The organism is Shewanella sp. SM71 (genome assembly GCF_025653905.1).
GTDB classification, from domain to species: domain Bacteria; phylum Pseudomonadota; class Gammaproteobacteria; order Enterobacterales; family Shewanellaceae; genus Shewanella; species Shewanella oncorhynchi.
In genome coordinates this window covers 16,066-36,142 of record NZ_JAKKRW010000018.1, presented here as the reverse complement: position 1 = coordinate 36,142, position 20,077 = coordinate 16,066, and the positions used below count along the sequence as shown (strand labels likewise).

14 protein-coding genes are annotated in these 20,077 nt (G+C 46.5%); 5 read left to right on the top strand and 9 right to left on the bottom strand.

Annotation, left to right across the window (positions count from 1 at the left end):
* Window positions 1–15: 15 nt before the first annotated feature.
* From L5L97_RS16845 to L5L97_RS16835, 3 genes are read right to left on the bottom strand one after another with little or no spacing between them, the layout of a single operon-like run.
* Window positions 16–1,740, bottom strand: a complete 1,725-nt coding sequence (locus tag L5L97_RS16845; protein ID WP_028761812.1) for a polyamine aminopropyltransferase — start codon at window positions 1,738–1,740, stop codon at window positions 16–18.
* A gap of 4 nt (window positions 1,741–1,744) precedes the next feature.
* Window positions 1,745–2,644 carry a DUF350 domain-containing protein gene (locus tag L5L97_RS16840; protein ID WP_113939026.1) on the bottom strand — a complete coding sequence of 300 codons (900 nt, stop codon included), beginning with the start codon at window positions 2,642–2,644 and terminating at the stop codon, window positions 1,745–1,747.
* Window positions 2,645–2,657: 13 nt separating this feature from the next.
* Window positions 2,658–3,629 carry a hypothetical protein gene (locus tag L5L97_RS16835; protein ID WP_105251557.1) on the bottom strand — a complete coding sequence of 324 codons (972 nt, stop codon included), beginning with the start codon at window positions 3,627–3,629 and terminating at the stop codon, window positions 2,658–2,660.
* 238 nt (window positions 3,630–3,867) lie between these two features.
* On the opposite strand from L5L97_RS16835, the gene glnE reads away from it, so the two are divergent.
* Together glnE and L5L97_RS16825 are read left to right on the top strand one after the other, a co-directional pair.
* Window positions 3,868–6,723 (top strand): bifunctional [glutamate--ammonia ligase]-adenylyl-L-tyrosine phosphorylase/[glutamate--ammonia-ligase] adenylyltransferase, encoded by a 2,856-nt coding sequence (gene glnE, locus L5L97_RS16830; protein WP_113939025.1) that lies wholly within the window; start codon window positions 3,868–3,870, stop codon window positions 6,721–6,723.
* A 117-nt stretch (window positions 6,724–6,840) separates the two neighbouring features.
* Entirely contained in the window at window positions 6,841–7,812 is a 972-nt protein-coding gene (locus L5L97_RS16825; protein ID WP_263183024.1) for a sensor domain-containing diguanylate cyclase, read from the top strand.
* A gap of 77 nt (window positions 7,813–7,889) precedes the next feature.
* On the opposite strand, the gene L5L97_RS16820 is transcribed toward L5L97_RS16825, so the two are convergent.
* Complete coding sequence (locus L5L97_RS16820) at window positions 7,890–8,849, bottom strand: sodium-dependent bicarbonate transport family permease (RefSeq protein ID WP_263183022.1); 960 nt, start codon at window positions 8,847–8,849, stop codon at window positions 7,890–7,892.
* A gap of 138 nt (window positions 8,850–8,987) precedes the next feature.
* Between L5L97_RS16820 and L5L97_RS16815 the strand changes: the two genes are divergently transcribed.
* Window positions 8,988–9,986, top strand: a complete 999-nt coding sequence (locus tag L5L97_RS16815; protein WP_263183020.1) for a LysR family transcriptional regulator — start codon at window positions 8,988–8,990, stop codon at window positions 9,984–9,986.
* A 123-nt stretch (window positions 9,987–10,109) separates the two neighbouring features.
* On the opposite strand, the gene L5L97_RS16810 is transcribed toward L5L97_RS16815, so the two are convergent.
* The gene (locus tag L5L97_RS16810; RefSeq protein WP_168822572.1) at window positions 10,110–11,735 is read right to left on the bottom strand and encodes a methyl-accepting chemotaxis protein; all 1,626 of its coding nucleotides are present in this window, start codon (window positions 11,733–11,735) and stop codon (window positions 10,110–10,112) included.
* 585 nt (window positions 11,736–12,320) lie between these two features.
* Complete coding sequence (zapE, locus tag L5L97_RS16805; RefSeq protein ID WP_263183018.1) at window positions 12,321–13,607, bottom strand: cell division protein ZapE; 1,287 nt, start codon at window positions 13,605–13,607, stop codon at window positions 12,321–12,323.
* Window positions 13,608–13,888: 281 nt separating this feature from the next.
* Between zapE and L5L97_RS16800 the strand changes: the two genes are divergently transcribed.
* Window positions 13,889–14,686, top strand: coding sequence for a polymer-forming cytoskeletal protein (locus L5L97_RS16800; protein ID WP_263183016.1), 798 nt, complete (start codon window positions 13,889–13,891; stop codon window positions 14,684–14,686).
* A gap of 44 nt (window positions 14,687–14,730) precedes the next feature.
* On the opposite strand, the gene L5L97_RS16795 is transcribed toward L5L97_RS16800, so the two are convergent.
* Both L5L97_RS16795 and L5L97_RS16790 read right to left on the bottom strand, forming a co-directional pair.
* Entirely contained in the window at window positions 14,731–16,320 is a 1,590-nt protein-coding gene (locus tag L5L97_RS16795; protein ID WP_263142664.1) for a M16 family metallopeptidase, read from the bottom strand.
* Window positions 16,317–17,735 (bottom strand): M16 family metallopeptidase, encoded by a 1,419-nt coding sequence (locus L5L97_RS16790; protein WP_263142662.1) that lies wholly within the window; start codon window positions 17,733–17,735, stop codon window positions 16,317–16,319. The genes L5L97_RS16795 and L5L97_RS16790 overlap by 4 nt, the downstream gene beginning before the upstream one ends.
* Before the next feature lie 216 nt (window positions 17,736–17,951).
* Here L5L97_RS16790 and L5L97_RS16785 point away from each other — a divergent pair, with 216 nt between their 5' ends.
* The gene (locus L5L97_RS16785; protein ID WP_105251567.1) at window positions 17,952–18,779 is read left to right on the top strand and encodes a M14 family metallocarboxypeptidase; all 828 of its coding nucleotides are present in this window, start codon (window positions 17,952–17,954) and stop codon (window positions 18,777–18,779) included.
* A 92-nt stretch (window positions 18,780–18,871) separates the two neighbouring features.
* Here the strand turns inward: L5L97_RS16785 and L5L97_RS16780 are convergent, their stop codons facing one another.
* Window positions 18,872–19,786 (bottom strand): L,D-transpeptidase family protein, encoded by a 915-nt coding sequence (locus L5L97_RS16780; protein ID WP_105251568.1) that lies wholly within the window; start codon window positions 19,784–19,786, stop codon window positions 18,872–18,874.
* Between the last annotated feature and the right edge of the window lie 291 nt (window positions 19,787–20,077).

Sequence of the window (20,077 nt, the reverse complement as noted above, 5' to 3'; positions counted from 1 at the left end):
TACTATTTCATCCTATTAAAAAAGATCCAGTCCTTGATTCTCGGACCAATCTTGCAAATGGTAGTGATACAGCTGCAATGAACCCAATTCATTGGGTTTTATGTTGGCGGCATCTTGATAAAAATTGGCTGGAAACTCAAAGGCGCCATCCACTAAACCTAAAGTGAGCCAGTCATCTTTGATGGGCAACTCAGTTAACTTAGCTAATCTGTGTTGTGCATCGAGTCCGCCTAAGGTTGCAATACTCCAGCCCCATTCGCCAAAACTGGGCACATTATGATGGTACTGCTTGACGTCAAATCCCGCCAATGCCAAGGTTTTTGCTACCGAAATAAAGGCCTTAGGGGCATGGTAAGGCGATGTCGACTGTACAGTCAGAGCGCCATCACTGCTCATAAGTTCCTTTAATTTACGGTAGAAATAGTCCGAATACAGCTTATTAAGATCGGGATGGCTCGGATCGGGCAAGTCTACGATAATCGCATCGTATTTCACGCCTGTGGCAATCAGTTTATCGACACCATTAAATGCATCGTCGTTGATCACTGTGACACGGGGATCGTTCAGTGCGTTGCCATTGAGCGCCAACATAGCGCGACTGAGACTATCGGGCATATCTGTATCGGGCGATTTAAATAATTGCACTAGGCCCACATCGAGATCTAGCAGCGTGACTTGTTGAGGTTCCCAGCGCAGTACTTGTTTTAGACCGAGTCCATCACCGCCGCCAATGATCAGCACCTTGTTGTGACGGGCACTGGCCGCGAGCGTAGGATGAACGAGAAACGTATGGTAGATGTGCTCGTCTATGCTAGAAAATTGTAAGCGACCATTGATGTATAAAGCATAAACGGGCGGCAGACCGTTACCGCGCAACCGCTCGGTGAAGGTCAGCTGTTGGAAACGTGTCGCTTTGGCGTAAACCACTTTGTCTTTATAGAGCAAATTATTGAATTCTTGCTCCCAGCGTGGGCCGTGGATTGCTAATACGAGTAAGACGCCAGTCACGATAAAATGCCCACTCAAAAGCAGTTTAGGGCGGCGGATTTTAGGCCAGAATCGCCAGATAAACACAAAACCTGCCAATAGATTGAAACTGGCAGTTAAGGCGGCGGCGAGTTGGATATCGATGGCGAGCATAAAGCCAACCCAAATGGCGGCACCTATGCCTGCGCCTATGTAATCAGCTCCGTAAATGGTGCCCGCGTTATGCAGTAAATGCTCGTCGGAAAGGGATTGGCGAACCCTAGCAATCAGCGGGATTTCCATACCAATCATCAGGCCCAATAACACACCCCACACATAGGGTAAGTATTCGCTGAGTTTTTGCAGCGAGCCTATCATGCCACCTTCGGGCAGTTGATCTGGCGGTAAACCTAAGGTGTTAGCAATGATCAATGGTAGTTGTTGACCAAAACCAATCACCGCTGCTGTGATTAAAATGGCGAGTGAGCCACAGAGTGCAACTGTGAGTTCTAAGATCACAAAACCGGTAAAGGCATCACGGATCTTACGCGCGGCGAAGGCACCTAGCCCCATGGAGACAATCATTAAGCCTATCATGGTGTAAATGGCGGCTTCTAATGCGCCTAAAATGCGGCCCGCATAGTGGGATAAAAGATATTCGTAGATCAGGCCGCAACCTGCTAATACGGCCATAATGCCCAATAAGAGAACATCGTCGAACCAACCTAGGCGGCTAGGTTTAGCCGCCGAGGGAGTTAAGCTAATTTCTTGCATTCGATTAAGCCATCAGTGCCGTAAGAATAAGTGCGATAGCGATACTGATCGCCATTTCTACTGCGGCGATACCGATATTGTGTTGTCTTTCCACTTCATCGGCTAAATCGATACGGGCTAATACCAGTTTCTTCACGACGAACAGCAGTAAGGAGAGCGCGATCAGCATAATGACTGAGAACACTAACCAACCGATCACATTCGTCACATAAGCCGTTGGATTATAAATAATAAAGTGACTGGCGGCATTAAAGCTCAGTGCCATAGCAATCATGTAACCTGCATGGCGTAGCGCTAACGCTGTATGACCTTGGGCTAAGGCTTGCTGCATAGACGAGTCTTGGTTGCGGCTTGCGAAACGGTTTTCACGCCAGCGCGTGAGTAGCACTAACATCAACTGCGAAATCGCAAAGGCGCTGAAGATGGCAATGAAGGTATCGACCGTTAAATCTTCTGCCCACAGCAAGACGGAGCGAATGATAATGGCGGTAGCAATAGCAACGCTAGCATCGACGATAGCGACGGACACATTACCTTTGATGATTTGCTCGTTCTTATCAAACTCATTTAGCGCTATTTTATCGTGGAGAAAACGGCCGAGTTTAATCAGTACTAAACCGAATAAACCATAGCAGCTCATGCCAATCGCTTCGGTAAGATAAGAGTGTGCCGCAGCGCCTGTGATAGCGCCTGTAAGCACTATGCCTAGGGCGGCAACTGCGCCAGCGGTACTTATGCCAAAGGCAAAGTTATCCCGCTCTGCCAGCTCCTTACTGCTATTGACCTTTACACTCCAACCTTGCAAATAACGCATTAGCGTTAGCAAAATCACGGCTATGGTGAGATCGATAGCCAGAATGATGGCTAGCTCTGGTGTGATACCGAAATCCTGAAATAATGTCATTGGAAATCCTTAGTTACTTGCCCCGGCGCACACTGCGGGTCGTGCGATTGCTGGAATTGCGGAAACTGCTGTCTTTAGCATAGTTAGATCGAAACTTACTGTTCGAACTCTTGCTCGCACTTGTCGTGCTGGCCTTAGGTGCGCTGGTACTTTCACGGGATAACGCCGTGCCACCAGTTCGCGGTTTAGCATAAGGGCTGTCAAAGCGCTTGCCTTGTGAGTCGAAACGTTTTTTCGTTTGTTCGAAGGTCTTATTTTGCGCATCCGCTTGCTTGGGTGAGGTATAGCGATAACGACCTACGTCATTGTAATAGCTATAACCTCGGTTACCCGACCAACGATCGTAGGAAACTGGGCGATTGAAAACATTCGAAAACATCGAATACATGCCATACCAAGCCCAAAACGAAGTGCCGCTTGAGTCGGTTTGCCAGTTGCCGTAAGAGGGATTACCAACTAATTGACTGCCTGGACCAAAATCTTCACCGCCATTGGCTAATGTTGCGGCCTCACGGCTAATCGCATTTACGCGAGCCAGTTTGCCGTCGGACATATCGGCGACCACGTTGACTGGATCAGACAACATATCGTTAAACAGACTGGGATCTGCGGCTTGATAAAGATTTTCTGCTTCGGCCAGCTGTTGATCGAGATCAGCAAAGTTACTCGCCACTTTCGATTCATCTAAACGACGTTTTAGCGAGGTATACATGGGACCTTGGGTACCAGAATCCTTTGCTAATTCATCGAGTAAGGGTGCTAAATCGGGTTTCTGTTGCTTTAGCAGTGTCGTGTATTGTTTTAAGAGATTAGCGTTACGCAACTGGCCGTCATCGATCATCGTCGTGAGCGTAGCGAGACGTTGCTGTGTGAGTTGTTGATACTTCGCGATTTTATCCGGTCTGTCATCGCCACAACCCGTCAGCGATAGCGAAACGGCTAAAAAAAGTATCGATGTGAGAACACGGGTTAGCATTCCTGCCATGTTTTCTCCAAAAGGTAATGAAATAAAACTCAAATACTTGCAGGCAATAATAATCCGCTTGCCCAATATGCCTGCCGCGCAGGTTATAGTACCCTTAAATGCCACAGATAAAAGTGTAAACCTTTATTTGTGTGTTACATCAGGTAGCTGCAAGTCTCGTCGAACATAACATGATGTGGCGTCAATCTATATCATTTACGACATAATATGTCGATAGCTAAATTTGTTAGGGATTATTATGACCATGCAAAAAGACAGTAATAAGTCATTGTCTATTCTTATTAATCAAACCGCTGAACGCAATTGGCTGCGATTAGAGGAAGCATGGTCCGAAGGACTTGCGCAATTAACGCCTGCTCAGCAGCAAGAACTCAAAACGGTTTTGGGACTCAGTGATTATGTGGCGGCTCAACTATGCCGACATCCCGAGTGGATCGCTATGCTGTTTGCGGGCGATTTAAGCCTGATTGATCGTAAAAACTTTGATGTTGATTTACATGAAGAACTGGCTAGCACGACCACAGAGGAGATGGCTAAAACCACCCTGCGACGGTTTCGTAACTATCAAATGGTACGTTTAGCTTGGCGTGACTTTTTAGACTATGCCAGTTTAGAGGAATCCTTGCTTGATCTGTCGGCGCTCGCCGAAGCGTTAGTGATCTGCGCCCGCGATTGGCTCTATAAAGATATGTGCGCTCAATATGGCACGCCGATGGACAGAGAAGGGAATCCGCAACCGCTACTGATTTTAGGCATGGGTAAGTTAGGCGGCCGCGAGCTTAATTTCTCCTCCGATATCGATTTGATTTTCACGTTTCCTGAGCATGGCGAAACCGTCGGCGGTCGTCGCAGTTTAGATAATCAACAATTCTTTATCCGCATGGGGCAAAGGCTAGTGAACTTGCTCGATCAAGTCACCGTCGATGGTTTCGTGTTCCGCGTGGATATGCGTTTGCGTCCCTACGGTGAAAGTGGCCCCTTGGTGGTGAGTTTTAGCGGTCTTGAGGATTATTACCAAGAACAAGGACGAGACTGGGAGCGTTATGCCATGGTCAAGGCGCGTGCGCTCGGGCCTTGGAATCATTTCTCCGATGAACTACACAGCCTCCTGAGACCCTTTGTGTATCGCCGTTATATCGACTTTTCGGCAATTGAATCCCTGCGGAAAATGAAGCAACTCATCGCGCAAGAAGTGCGGCGCCGTCATTTGACCGACAATATTAAACTCGGTGCAGGCGGTATTCGTGAGGTCGAGTTCGTGGTGCAAAGTTTTCAATTGATCCGTGGCGGCCGTGAGCCTGCGTTGCGTCAGCAGAGTTTATTCGGTGCTATCGATACGCTTTACAGCTTAGGGCAGTTTGAATATTTGGCGGTGGATGAGCTTAAACACAGTTATTTACTGCTGCGCCGGGTTGAGAATCTGCTGCAAGCCATTGACGATAAACAAACCCAAACCTTACCGAATAATCCATTGGATTGGGCTCGATTGTGCCATGTACTCGATATGGCTAATGAGGTTGATTTACGCACTCATATTGAAGCGGCAATGAGCAAAATCCATCGTCATTTTAAAGCCACAGTGGGCGGCGAAGAAGGCGAAGAAAAAGCTGAACATTGGACGACGCAGCTGTGGAACATGCAAGACCTTGATGATGGCATAGCGTTGTTGGCCGAACAGCAAATTGATGATGACAAGCTGTGCCCTATGCTCAGCAGTTGGCGCGAAACAGTGACTAAGCGTTCGATTGGTCCACGCGGGCGAGAAACCTTAGATAAATTAATGCCAAGATTATTGGAAGAATTGATTAATCAACAGAGTCCATCGTCAGCTTTTGAGCCCGTGTCTAAGGTGCTGGAGCAGATTTTAACTCGCACCACTTACCTTGAGCTTTTGTGTGAAAACCCTGGTGCGCGGCAGCAGTTAGTGAGCTTGTGTTGCGCCAGTCCTTGGATTGCCGCGCAGTTGGCTAAATTCCCCATGTTGCTCGATGAGCTTATCGATCCGTCGCAGCTCTATGACACGACCTCCATCGACGATTATCCGAGCGAGCTGCGTCAGTACATGATGCGCGTGCCCGAGGATGATATGGAGCAGCAAATGGAAGCGCTGCGACAATTTAAGCTTTCACAACAACTTAAAATCGCCGCAGCCGATGTCACGGGTGTTTTACCCGTGATGCAAGTGAGCGATCACTTAACTTTTTTAGCCGAAGCTATTATCGAACAAGTGGTGATGCAGGCGTGGCAACAGGTTTCAGTGCGCCACGGCGTGCCAGCATACCTTGAGGGCAGTGACACAGGCTTTGCCGTTGTCGGTTATGGCAAGCTCGGCGGGATTGAATTGGGTTACGGCTCCGATCTCGATTTAGTTTTCTTGTGTGAAAATAAAACAGAGAACGGCCTGACCAATGGTGATCGCCCGATTGAAGTTGGTCATTTTTACCTCAAACTCGCCCAGCGCATTCTGCATTTATTCTCGACTCGCACCACTTCGGGAGAGTTGTATGAAGTGGATATGCGCCTGCGTCCTTCTGGCGCCTCGGGTTTGATGGTCAGTGAGATTGAGCGTTTTGGCGAATACCAAGCTAATGAGGCGTGGACTTGGGAACATCAAGCTTTAGTGCGCTCGCGTTTTGTTTTTGGCGACAATAGTTTAGCAGTTAAATTCAGTCATATTCGCGCTTCAGTATTGGAAAAGCCCCGTGATAAAGCTGAGCTGCAAAAAGCGGTACGTGAGATGCGTCAGAAGATGCGCGATCACTTGCTTAAAGTCAGTGATGGCATGTTTGATTTAAAGCAGAGTCCAGGCGGGATTGCCGATATTGAGTTTATTGCCCAGTACTTAGTGCTGGCTAATGCCCACGAGTATCCAGAGCTAACGATTTGGTCCGACAATGTGCGGATTTTTGGGGTATTAGCTGAGCTTGAACTCTTGCCAATGATGAGTGCCCAGCATTTAACTCAGACCTATTGCTTACTGCGGGATGAAAATCATCGCCTGACTCTGCAACAAAAGGCGGGGCAGTTACCTGTGTTAGAGGTTGAGGAACATGCCGAGCGAGTGCTCAATATCTATCGCGCTGTGCTTGAATAGTACAGTCATCTATACAGTCATTTAAAGGGAGTAAGGCTGAAACGAATATCAGCCTTAACACCGCAAGAATGCACAATTTAGGCTAGAGTTTAATGAGAGCAGTTAGCAGAGAGCACCATGCAATTACCTACTATCCCTGAAAACGAGCTGCAACGTTTGGCCACGTTACGCGCACTCAATGTGCTCGACACTGATGCCGAAGAACGTTTCGATCGTATTACTCGGCTCACGCGCAGAATTTTCTCTTTGCCGATTTGTGTTGTGACCTTAGTGGATGCCGAGCGGCAGTGGTTTAAATCTCGCCAAGGATTGGAGGTGACTGAAACACCACGGGAAATCTCATTTTGTGGCCATGCAATCAATCAAGACGATATTTTTATCGTGAATGACGCCCTCAAAGATCCGCGCTTTAGTGACAATCCACTGGTGACTGAGCAGCCGCATATTCGCTTTTACGCCGGCTATCCCCTCACCATTCACGGGCAATATCGGGTGGGTACTTTGTGTTTAATCGGCACTGAACCGCGGGATTTTACGGCTGAAGACATTGAAACCTTAACGGATTTAGGACAAATGGTAGAGGCTGAATTACTCTCTATCGCGCAAAATACCTTAGATCCCTTGACGGCTATTTCGAATCGACGTGGTTTTGAATTACTGGCCCATCAGTCAATGGCGAGTTGTCGACGTACCGAATCTGAGGCGGCCTTAGTATTCTTCGATCTCGACTTTTTTAAGGAAGTGAATGACAGCTTTGGTCATCGCAAGGGCGATCAGATGTTATATGATTTTGCCCATATCTTAATGACTGCTTTTAGGGAGTCGGATGTGATCGCAAGGCTTGGCGGCGATGAGTTTGTGGTGCTGCTAAGTTTTGTGCATAGAGATACAGTCAATCGGGTCATCGAGCGTTTTAAGCAGTTACTTGAGCAATATAATCAACAGCATCCTAAGCAACATAGATTGGCGACCAGCATAGGTATCGCCCATTGGACACCGGATTCAGATATGAGCTTAGAGGATCTGTTAGATTCCGCCGATAAAGCCATGTATCAGGATAAAGCCACACATCACAGTGATGCATCTTAAATTGTTTACGCTTATGCCAATGAAAAGGGAGACAATAATGTCTCCCTTTTCATTGGACTTTATTCGGCGAAGAAGTACTAAGCTGTAATGAGCGTTACCCAATGTTGATATAAGGGTAAGCCAATTAGCACGTTAACCGGAAATGTGATCCCGAGTGAGGCTAGCATAGCCAGACCTATATTGGCTTCGGGGATTGCGGCTCGAATGGCCGCTGGCGCTGCGATATAAGATGAGCTGGCACTTAATGCCGCTAACACTAAAATGCTGCCTGAAGGTAAGTCCAGCCAAACGCCTACACCAATACCACACCAAGCCAATACAAAGGGCGCTACGGCGGCAAACATTAATAACCGCCATTGTTTAAGTGGTAGCGGCAAACACACTTTGGCCGTTACTAAGCCCATTTCCAGTAAAAATAATGCCAGTAAAGTTTTGAATCCGCCTAGTAGCACTGGTGTAAGCGGCGCAAGTCCCGTTGGGCCGTAAAGCCAACCTATCACCACGCAGCCAAGGAGTAATACAACGCCACGACTGGTTAAGGCTTCGTGCAACACGCTCGATTGATTTTCATTTTTGGGTGATGTTTCAATTGCTTTTTTGGCGCTTAAGTATCGGTGTAGCCAGAGCATCACGACGATCGCCGGCAGTTCCAGCAGCACGAGATACAGGGTCGTTTCTGGCCTTAAGATCAGCCCAGATTTTTCAACCATAGCCATCACCACCGCAAAGGTTCCCGCACTGACGGAGCCGTAATGGGCGGCAATACTAATGGCATCGGTATGGCCAATGCGAACCAGCCGAGTTAGTACAGGGTATAAGGCCAAGGGGATAATCAAACCTAAGGCAACAACCGCTAACAGCTCAGTGATCACTAAGTTTTGAGTGTGACCGTGGAGCGCCATTCCGCCCTTTAAACCTAAGGTAAGCATTAACAGTATGGATAGGGTTTCGTAGATCGCGGGTGGGACTTTAAGATCTGATTTCACTAGGCCAGCTAACAGGCCTAAGGCGAAAAATGCAATGACAATATCGGGCATAGGTATCTCATTAAGTTTGACTTTTAAGCGGTGCAAAACGCGCTTGTTTGTCGAGTGATCCTGATGGCTGGTGATTTTGGACCTAATTAGTTATATTGAAAAATAAATTGTTTACCACCTAGGTATAGATAATTGTCTATGGATAAGCGTTCGTTATCGACTCAGCTTAAATTGCGGCATTTGAGTTTTCGGTTACTGCAGGTGTATGTGCAAGTGGTGCGGTTAGGTAATATTTCCGCAGCGGCGAGGGCATTGCATTTAACTCAACCCACAGTGTCATTACAGCTTAAAAAACTGGCCGATGTGTTGGGTGAGCCATTACTCGAGAGTCGTGATGGCCGCATGTTACCGACCTTGATTGGTAATGGGTTGTACCGCGCAGCCTGCGATACCTTGAGTCGTTTTGAGGATTTCGATGCTTTTATGCAGCAGGCTAAAGGTGGCAGTGTTGGTCACATTAATATCGGTATTGTCACTACCGCAAAATACGTGTTACCACGGATTTTAGGGGCATTTTATCGGCAGTTTCCACAGGTTAAAGTGACCTTAAACATTGGTAACCGTGCCCATGTATTAGGCAGATTTGAACGTCAAGAAGATGATTTATACCTGTTCAGTCATCCTCCAAGTGGCGATAACGTGTTATCTGCACGCATCATTAAAAATCCGCTGCAACTGATTGCACCAAAGGATCATTGGGCAGTGGGTCGTGAACAAGTGAATTTTAACGAGCTTAAAAATGAGCGTTTTATCGTTCGCGAACCGGGATCAGCCACCCGCTTAATGTTCGAGTCTTGGTGCAGTGGTCAAGGCATCACGCTCGGTGACACTATGCAAATCGAGAGTAATGAGGCGATACGCTTGAGCGTCGCGTCGGGCTTAGGTTTGTCGGTGATTTCGGCGCATACCTTGCAAGAAGGGCGCGAAAAACCTGCAATTCTAACTGTTACGGGGTTTCCGCTCGAAAGTAACTGGTATCTAGTTGGCCGTAAAGATCGCCGTTTGCCGTATGCCGCCATGCAACTGGTGGACTTTATGGCGGCGCATTTGGTCGAGTGTATCGAGCCAGAATGGGTTGCCACTGATATCAGTGAACTGGCTATGCACTTTAATCATGCACCGCAAACTCGGTATTAGCACTCTTGAGTCTCGCTTGTATTATGGAAGCTTTATTAAACTAGATCATAGCGTTATGCATTGAGGGTAACGGTTTAACACATCTTGCGCCATTACCCTCAGATTCCATTATAAAGCGATACTCTAGACTTTAAATCGCGTCAGTAGATTGTTCAGTTCAACGGCGAGTCTTGAGAGTTCATGTGCCGAGGCACTGGTTTGCTGTGCCCCCGCAGCACTTTGGCTGGCAAGATCACTAATATTCACAATGTTTTTATCGACCTCACGTGCGACTTTCGCTTGCTCTTCGGCGGCGCTTGCAATGACCATGTTGCTGTTATTCATCGTACTGATTTGGCGATTAATCGTGTTTAATGCATCCCCTGCCAATCTTGCGACTGAGAGTGCCTGTTCAGCCTTTTGGCCGCTGTGCTGCATCGATTGCACAGCCGTTTCGGTGCCGTGCTGGATTTTGTTAATCATGTCTTCAATTTCACGGGTCGAGGACTGAGTGCGATGGGCTAGGGCGCGAACTTCATCAGCAACAACCGCAAAACCACGGCCTGTATCGCCCGCTCGCGCCGCTTCAATGGCTGCGTTTAAGGCCAGTAAATTCGTTTGCTCAGCAATGGCGCGGATCACATCGAGAACTTTACCTATATCCCTCGCTTGAATCGCTAAGGTTTGAACAACCTGTGAACTTTGCGTCACATCCTGATTCATGTCGATAATGGCTGCGACAGTCTGATCTACCTGTTTTTTACCTAATTCGGTACTGCGGGCGGTTTCTTCAGAGGCTTCTGAAGCGAGCACCGCCGTATTGGCAACTTCATCTACTGCCGAACTCATTTCGGTAATCGCAGTTGCCGCTTGCTGTATTTCATCATTTTGTTGCTGTATGCCGCGGGAAGCATCTTCAGTGACGGAATTGAGTTCTTCGGCGGCGGAGGCGAGCTGGCTAGAGGAGTTTGCTATATGGGATAAAGTGTCGCGCAGGTTTTGCTGCATTTCAGCTAATGATTGCATCAGTTGACTGGTTTCATCTTTACCCTCTGTACTGATTTTCTGTGTTAAATCCCCCCTTGCGACTGCTACTGAAATGCCTACAGCTTCCTTCATTGGCTGCACGATACTGCGAGTTAAAAATATTGCCACTACAAATGCAGCGATTAAGGAGCCCACTATCATAATGCTGTTTAGCCATTTACTCTCGTCGTAGGCTTGTGCAGTTATTTGACCTTGTTCCTTTGCATATTCAGTATTCAAGCTGCCAATGCTAATGAGCGTCTTTGTCATTTTTTCGGCTTGCACTATCATGACATCATCCATGATCCGTTTAGCTTCGGCTGCATCATTCGCCTGTAGCTTGCTGATCATCTCATCTTGATGCTTTAAATACAGATCAAGGCTGCCACTAAATTCTTGATAGAGCTCCTGCTCACCTGGCAGGCTAATTAAAGGCTCATAGTTTTTTTGATCCGTTTTAATACTCTGGCGGATTTGCCTTAATGTATCGAGTCCTTTGTTAAGTTCTGCTGCCGAATTTGCTAATAACAGGCGAAATGTAAACACCCTAGCGCGCATCACATTGAGGTTGATGCTCGACAGACTGACCAGCGTAGGTAGGGTATTATCTTCAATTTCTTCTGCAGTGGATCGCATGGATGACATTGTCTGTAATGACATGATTCCTTGAAGTAGCAACACAAGAGCAAGTAATCCAAACGCAGCAATTAATCGTGAGCCAATCTTAAATTGTCGTAACCACATAAGTTAATCGTCCCTGTATTTAAAAGAGTTCCGTTTAAGGCTGTTCTTAATATTTTCTAGCGAATATTTCGAACTAAGTTAAGTGTCATGGCGCTTAGTCAGAATCATGAGTCTTTAGTTGGTTGCATAAACTATAGATTATATTTTTGAGCTTTTATGTTGCAGGTTGTAAATTTGATCGATTTAAACCTATAGGCTGTAAATTAGAACAATTGAAACTAAGTTACACCGTACCTTAAAACTCAAGGTTAGCAACAGCTAGAAGCAAATTGAACGTAATGAGTCATTTGGTTGTGTGGATTGAATCGATTATGGAGGATGGGTTTTCTATTTTATGTGTTTGATTTTTAATTATTATAATTTTTTTCTGTTCTAGTTTATCTATGGTTGCAGATTTTCAATTTAGGTACTTATTCATCTTTCTCGGCTTGTATCTGCAAATAGCGTATTTGACTTGTTATATTCTGAATGCATGAATTATCTTGTCACTAATTGTTCCTCGAATTTTTATCGTGATGGCTAACTTCTCGCTTATCAATATTAGGCTTTTGGTCTAACTCAACAGAGCGATAAATCGCTAATGTTTTACGGCCATTCACTTCGACTCATTTCTATTAATCGACTGTAGGTGCGGCGGAATTCAAAACTGAGTGCGCCACCTTGATAAAGTTCACTCAGTGGCACGTCGCAGCTGAGATATAAGCTGACATTTTGATCATATAACTCATCAATTAAGCTGATAAAACGCCGTGCTGGGTCGTCGTTGGCCGCATAGGAGAGTTTGCGCTCGCCCGTGGCTGCGGCTTGGTTATCACCTGTACCGTCCTCTGTGCCGCGGGCACGGATCCAGCTTTTCACTTCCCCCCCTAATTTGGGAACGCCGCTTACCATTAAGATCTTAAATCGACTGGCTATTTCGATATAATCGAGTTGGGATCTCGGGCCGTCACATAGGGCATAAAAGTCGAACCAAGCGACTGAGTTGCCTGTTGGTGCTATAGCGGCGCGGATCACAGGGATTTCACGGTTGCAGATGGTTAGGCTAGCATTACTCATTCTGCTATCACTAATGCCAATAGCGCTCGTATTGGGTCTATTTGGCGTTAACCTATTCACTAGCTTGTCAAAAATCTGCTCAAAATCGAGTGTTCCGGTAATGCCGATATTGCGGGAAATCGAGGCGTTAACTTCAGCGCTATCAATGCCAATCTCGTTGTTTAATGAAGCATTGATGGCGTGCATCCTATGGTCTTGGTTGCCATTGAGATGCAGCATTTGAGTGTGTGTTTGCAGCAGTTGGATGCAAGGTAAAAATCTGTGTCTAGCTAGGCCGTTCTCATATAAGCGCTCAATAGGAATATTTGAGGTGGCGACCAGTACCACACCTTGTTTGAATAGGTATTCAAAGAGCCCTGCGAGTATCATGGCATCGCCAATGTCCGAGACACAAAACTCATCGAAACACAGCACCTTGCACTCTTTTGCGAGATTTTTAGCTATGAGTGTTAACGGATCTCGTTTGCCCGAATGTTCGCGTAATGCTTGGTGTATCCGCGCCATAAATCGGTGAAAATGCAGTCTTAACTTGCCTTCACTCGGCAAACAATCGAAAAACAAATCCATCAGAAACGTTTTGCCCCGACCCACATCGCCCCACAGATACAGACCTTTGATTGCTTGTTTGTTGATAAGGGGAAAGTGTGCTGAATGTGGCTGTGGCATCAACTGCTTAAATAGCACATCGAGCGCCAACACCGCCTGTTGCTGCGCTGGATCGTCAATGAGATCTATGCACACCTTGGCGCGATACGCTTCAAGTGGTGTCACGATTTGGGTTATCGATTGCGAGCTAGCGGAGTTTGAATGTGCCATGTCGGGGTCTCGTTGGCGGTTTGTTTTCGGTGTTTGCTGCTAGTGTGTTCTTTAGCTTTGTTTTAGTGCGATATCAACACTCACCTTTTTGAGGCATCCTGTTACTCATATTCAGGTACTCGGGAGCCATATGGCAAGATGCTCAGGGTAACATAGTCGCTGGCGTGACTTAAGTCCCGCTCTGGGGCTTAGGTTAAATACTAAGCGAAACCAGTGCTTTATTCTCGAGGACTTTTACCATAACATCTTTGTCACAAAAATAATGATATGGAATGAATCCTATGGCGAGTAAGGGCAATGGCATTACGGTTATCAGTGCGCAAACCTTGATTGAGGGCGACATTCAATTAGAGAGCGCGGCATTCATTGCGGGTAAATTGCAGGGCAAGATTAGATCAGCAGGACAAATTAAGATCGAACTTGGCGGCGAGATCTCTGGTGAAGTCAGTTGTAATGAGCTGCGGGTTTGCGGCGTGTTTCGCGGAAGAGTCTGTTGTAATAAGTTGATTATTACCAGTTCTGGTGTGGTTGACGGTGAAGTCGCCAGTCATCAGATGGAGATTTACGAAGGCGGGCAGTTTATTGGTCAGCGTATTAAAGGTCCTGAACTCGATGCCTTGCCGGACATGCTACAAGCACTCGCGCCAATAGATCAACGCTCGGATGCGCATTTATATGCCAGTGAAAGCACTTTACTAAGAGGTGATCATCTGGCGATTCGCCCTTGGCTGTATGTTGCAGTGGCAACTGTCGTCATAGCGTTAGGTTTTAGTTTTGGACCCGAGCAATTGCGTGAGTGGTTACCTAATCTTAGTGACAGCCCGTTGAAAACTGAGGTGTCTCCGGCAATCGAGGGGCCTAAGGCCGTAAATGGTATGGCTCCTGATCAACCTGCTACGCCAAATAGCGCGAATGCCGACAATATGGCGGTGTTACCGGCAGAAGATCCTGATCCGCAGGCCATACAGCAGGATTCGGCGATGGAAGATTTGCAACAAATGGAACAAGGCCATGAACAGATGACGCAGGGTGATAATGGCGCACCGCCTGCCAGCGACAGTGCGACCAATAAGCTCTAATCTGTCGATCGCGCATTTGAATCTTTTAGAAGGATTATTTGGCTTTAGTTGTCAGTTAGGCCAACCTTAACCCTTTCAAACTGCCACTCTGGTAGCTTAGTTTTTAAGTCAGGAAGAATTCGATCAACATCGCCCCGCAAGATAATCAATGGTTCACCGCTAAACGCCCCGTTGGCTAACTGCTGCAGCCTTTCGGGCGTTAGAGCCTGTAATCCTGCATTTAGCTGCTGAACTTCAATTTGAGTTAATCCTGTCGCGACTTGGTGGATATATTGGTTTTCACGTTGAATGCTGTTGTCTTGGCTGAGCAAATCTTCACCGATCAAATAGGTTTTAAGTGCATCGATTTCACCTTGGCTAACACCTTGCGTCTTAACGAGTGTTAGGTGATCTACTATCCCCACCACAAACGCGCCCGTATGTTCTATGGCTGTACTGCCATAAAACTTGATGCTGCTGGAGAGCGGTGCATTGGCGCACTGGCCGTAGATGCCATAGGTGAGACCGCGTTTTTCCCGTAAATCATAGTAGAGTCTGCCCGAAAAACTGCGGCCCATGAGTGCGGATAAACTGCGACAGCTTAAGGCGACTTCCTGTGGGTTCAGTTGCTGCTGAGTTGATGCATCACTTAGGACATGATCTATGGCATAACCTAGGCGGACTTGGGTTTGCACGCTGCCCGGCGCATCAATAAGGTAAATCCTCTTGATTTGCTGAGGCTTTACTGTCTCTAGTTTATCCACTTTCGGCCCTGAATTAGGCAATATTGGCCACAGTTTAAGGCTAGCTTGAAGGTCAAATTTAGCGTTATTTGCCAAAGAGTTGGGTAGAAAAAGATGCCACTGTGCTTGTGTTACCGCCTGCTGTTGGATTTGTTGCAGTTGCCTTAGGCTGAGCGAATCGAACAATGCATTATTATTGATCACTCTATTGTAGGGATGTTCAGGGCCGAGCAGTTTATCGCGCCACACTTTATCTATCTCGGCGCCACTAAAGGCGTTTAAGTGTTTATTGAGCTTGAGTTGACGGCGAATATTGTCGACATCGACGGGGGTGGTTGTCGCATCAACAAAGGCATCTGGCTGCCAAAATTGCAGTAGTAAGTCGTAGATATGGTTAACATCGTCGGGGCAAGTGAGGCTTAAATTAATGCTGTGCAAGCTGACACGCATACTGAAAGTCTCAAGACAGGGATCTGCGCGGCTAATGGCAAGTGCGCGGGCCTTTTCTTGAAAGGCAATCTGTAAAATATCGGGATTATTGAAGGGAACTTGCGGGCTCACAGCCGCTAAACTGACCCTGTTACTCACACTACTATTCATTTGAACTGAGGCAAGGCGATGTAACTGATAGGGTAAATCCAATTCGGTATGGACTTCATCGGTAAAAATTTCATCCGTTACGGGGATAATGACGCCGCTTTTGGGTAAATGATTGTTCAAAGAGCTGCCCAAAGGATTGTTTAAAGAGTTAGGTAAAGAATGGGCTAAAGAGTTTGGTGTTTCAAAATGGGCCAAACTCGGCGGTTCGCTCGGCGTGAAGACGATTTGCGTCTGCTGGCAGGCGTTTAGTGATAAAGCCACAGCGCAGAACATTAAGCCTTGTAGCTGCTTTGACATTGTCAGAGTCGTCATAATACCGCATCCTCTAAACTGTCACTCATATCGTTAGGCAGCCATTCCAGTAGCGTTTTACCCCAGCGAATATACCAAGGTGGCAGTAGGTCGACTCGGACATAATCTTGGTTGAAATACCGTTTTGCGACGCTTTGGATATCGTCGGCCGTGACTGCGTTGATCCGTTGCCACTGCGCAGTAAAGGGATGGTCTTTATCTTGAGCCGACGTTGCGGAAAGCTTGATGGCTAAGGCCTGTGTGTCATCCAGTTGTTGTAATTGATTGTTTAACCACACTTGTTTAAGTGTGCAAAGACTTGCTTCATCCAGAGCATCTTGCTGCGTTTGTGCCACAAGTCCCAACACTTTTTGCACTAAGGCATCGAGTGAGGTCCGTGCCCGTGGAACCAAGACGATATTCGCTATGCCATGATTTTCTAACTCAAAGGGCAGGGAGTAGCTGAGCATTTGTTCGGGATTATGCAGACTGAGTTTAGCAAGTGCACTGGTGGTGTTTTGAAATAAATAGCCTTCTAGCAGCCGAATTGCGGCAGCATCTGGGTGATCTTTACCTACTGCATGCCAAGCGAGCAGTAATCCGGGCCAAGGTCCGCGCTCATCCACTAACTCAGCATGTACTTGTTTAGGCTGGATTGTTAACTCAGAAAATTCAGGTTCAGCAATCGTTGGCCTAGACCAAGCCGCAAAATTTTGCTCAATCCATTGTCGGGTTTGTGGGCTTAGTTTGCCGACAAGGGAAAGCTGCATCGCATCGGGACGATAATAAGCACGGTGAAAGGCAGTTAGGTTTTCTGGTGTGGCTTGCAAGATATCTTCGCGACTGCCAATAATACCGTGACCGTAGGGAGTGCCTTTTACTTGCTCGAGTAAAAACGCCATCGCGCTGCGGATATAGGGCTGATTATCTATGGTTTGTGCCATTTCCTGCAGTACGGTTTCCTGCTGATTTTTAACCGTAGTGGCGTTAAGGCTAGGGCGGATAAAGCGATCGGCTTCGAGATATAAGCCCAGTTCTAATGCTTGGTTTGGCAGCGTCACATAGTAGTTGGTGTAGTCAAAATGCGTGCTGGCATTAAAACGTGCACCTAAAGCACTGAACTGCTGAGCATAGGTATCGCTGGGGGCATTTTCACTCCCTTTAAACAACATGTGCTCAAACAGATGGGCGTAACCGCTCTGACCTTGGGCTTCGTTGCGGGCGCCTAAATTAAATTGGCTGGCGACTGTGACTGTTTGTTTATCTGCCATGGGCAGTAATCGCACTGTTAGGCCATTTTGTAGCGTATAGGTCTCTATATTCGCTTCGAGCGCATATAAGGCTTGCGCATCTTGCTCGGTGCGGCATTGGGCCTGTAGCGTATGACTGAAAACACTGGCCGAAATGGCGATAAAAAAGGTGATTTGAGTGTTCATAAGTGCGTCCTGCCGAGCTTATTTTTTAATTCGTTAAATGTCTTACTCAAGCTGGATACCATTAACGACAGGCAATTGATACATTCGCAGGTATCGATACAGATTGCACCACTGTCGACGACTGCTCGGATTTCATCGAAATCAGTTGAATAGCATTCAGTTTTTGAAAAGAACTGCTATGATGGCACAGTTCTTTTTCTGGCATAAGTACAAGATATGGTAAGCAGATCTCCGTTCGAATCCTTTCAGTGGAAAAGCGATATTTTTAACTGTGAAAGCACTGATATTGATAATTTCTATCTGCTGCTTGAGCAGGAAATGACCCGTTTGGGCATGGTTGAGAAAACATTGGGTGAAGTGGGTAAATACGATGTTAGCTTGTATCAGTCACCGGCCGCTAAGTCAGGCTTACCTTCTTTATTGATCAGCACAGGATTTCATGGCGAAGAATCTGCAGGCCCATGGGGTTTGTTGCATTTTTTGAGTGAAGCTTCAGCAGACCTATTTGAACGGGTGAACTTGAGTTTATTGCCTCTCGTCAATCCTACTGGATTCAGTCGTGGTCATAGATTTAATAAATACGGCGAAAACCCAAATCGTGGTTTTGTATTTGAGAACGGTAAACCTAAAGCGAATGAACATACATCGGTTGAAGGTAAGCTATTGTTAGAGCACGCACAGTTACTGCTTGCTGCGAGTCGAGACGGTATTTTAACTTGCCATGAAGATGTCTTGAGTCGTGAAGCCTATGTGTATTCTTTTGAGCCAAGCCAAGTACCTGGACGTTTTAGTCTCGATCTGCGCGATACTTTAGGTGGTTATTTCCCGATTGCGGTAGACGGTGAGATTGATGGGTGTCCTGTAAAAGATGGTTTGATCTTCAATCATTTTGATACGTCTTTTGAAGCTTGTTTAGTGCGAAGTGGTGCTCGTGTCGGTGCTTGTACTGAAACGCCTGCGTTGCAAAACTTCGATCAACGCGTATTAGCAAACAGTGCTGCTATGACTCACTTCTTGGCCCTGTGTGCACCTTTATGTGATTGATATTTTAGTCTATTACGTTAGTGAATAGCCTGACACGACAAAAAAATACCCGCAGATTGCGGGTATTTTTTTAGGTGGTATTCGCCAGTGAATTATTGATTAATTCGCATTGGCACACCAGTACGTTCATCGAGTAGCTTCTTGATCACAGAAGAATCAGTGTCAGCTTTCGCGATAAACTTAGCGATCTCTTTTGGCAGTGATATCGCAACTGGCTCATTTGATTCAAACTCCGCCACAGTGCGAGACAATGGTTGATGCACGGCTAAGTAGCGTTTACCGTCTGGCTCTTCGGTTGCTTTAATCGGCTGGTTCACAAATTGTACCCGGGTTCCCACTGGTACAGTCTTGAATAGATGCTCGATATCTTCATGGCGTAAACGCACACAACCTTGACTGACACGCAAACCAATACCGAAACTTGCGTTAGTACCATGAATCGCATACAAGTTGCCGATATACAGCGCATACAGTCCCATAGGGTTATCTGGACCCGCTGGCCATACCGCTGGCAGGATTTCACCTTTAGCAGCATATTCTTTACGAATGCGCGGTGTGGGTGTCCAAGTTGGATTCGCACGCTTGCGTTGTACAGTGGTCACCCAGTTTTCTGGTGTGTCTTTACCAATTTGGCCAATACCAATAGGCAACACTTCAACAGTCTTTTTGCCTTTCGGATAGTAATACAAACGCATTTCAGCCACGTTGATCACTATGCCTTCACGGGGAGCGTTTGGCAGGATCAATTGCAATGGAATGATCAGTTGGCTACCTGGTTTTGGCAGAAATGGATCCACACCTGGGTTAGCTTCGAGTAAGTTACTGAGACCAAGCTGGTATTTGGCTGCGATATCTTCGAGAGTGTGTTTACCCTCTGGAACCGTATAATACTGGTTCTCGCCAATTAGCCTGCTTTGGGCGGCTGGTAAAGGATATTCCGTTGCTAAAGCGGACAGACTAGGGAAAACCAAAGTCAATAATAAAGCTGTGGTGCGAAGCATACTCATAAGCGGATACTACGATTCCTGTTAATAAAAAAGCGTGTTTAACGCAGCTTTCTCTCTTAAAACGAGAGCGGCAATTTGACGAGCAAAATGCACTGGCGCGCGAAGCTCGCATCCTTCCTTATTTTGGACATTATTTCAACTGAAATATGATCAGTACGGCGTATTTGTCGCTTAATTTTTTGTTTTAACGGTTTTCCTTAGCGGCGTCAATTGTCAGTATTTAGTCTTGTCGTTAAAACCTGCTGTACTCAATTATCTTGTGTATACCTTCCTGCTTGATGAAAAATATTT